Source organism: Magnetospirillum moscoviense (assembly GCF_001650635.1).
GTDB classification, from domain to species: Bacteria; Pseudomonadota; Alphaproteobacteria; order Rhodospirillales; family Magnetospirillaceae; genus Magnetospirillum; species Magnetospirillum moscoviense.
Genome location: NZ_LWQU01000098.1, coordinates 1 through 805 on the forward strand (window position 1 = coordinate 1; position 805 = coordinate 805).

The following is an 805-nucleotide window of genomic DNA, read 5'->3' on the forward strand; positions in this document are numbered from 1 at the left end:
GTCACCAGCAGGAAACGCCAGATCCTCAACCCGGAACACGAATGGACCAGGGTCGAGGTGCCGCACCTGCGCATCATCGACGACGCCACCTGGCAGCGGGTCCGCTTGCGCGACCGGCCGCGCCCCCAGGCGGAAAAGGCGAAGCGGGACAAGGCAGAACCCCGCATCCTCTCGTCCCACAACCAGCACGCCATGACCGGCTGGGTCAAATGCGGCTGGTGCGGCGGGCCGAAATCGTTGGCCAACGACTCGCGCTACCTCTGTTCGACCCATCGCTATGCCCACAAGTGCAAGAACTCGCGGGGGGTGAAGGAACCGGTCCTGATGGAGGCGGTGTTCCGGCAATTGCACGAGCGCATCGCCGGTGGGCCGGACTTCCGACCGGCATTCCTGGCAGCCTTCGCCCGCGAGATGAGGCGCCGCGATGACCTGGTCAAGCAGCAGACCGACCTCAAGGGCCGGATCGAACGGCTGCTGGCGGTCATCGAGCGCGGGGTCAACGAGGAGAACGTCACCGGCCGCATCCTGGCCCTGCAGGACGAGCTGGAGGATGTGCGCCGGCAGGCGGCCATCGAGATTCCGGTCGAGATACCCGACGAAGCGGCGATCCGGGCCAGCCTGGGCCAGGCGATCGGCCTGCTGCAGGCCGACGCCGACGTCGCCGACACCCGCCGCCTGTTCCAATGCGTGCTGAAGGACGTGGTGCTGACGCCGGTCGAGGGAAGCTATCGCGGCGAAACCATCGCCATCACCTTGCGCGAGGAAGGCTGGCCGGACCTGTGGCGCCTGATCGGCGCCGAAGGCC

The 805-nt window shown here is 67.7% G+C and carries 1 protein-coding gene; it reads left to right on the top strand.

Features of this window, described 5'->3' with window-relative positions:
* Positions 1 to 805: recombinase zinc beta ribbon domain-containing protein (locus A6A05_RS21225; protein WP_172822189.1), on the top strand; the 805-nt coding region annotated here is incomplete at both ends.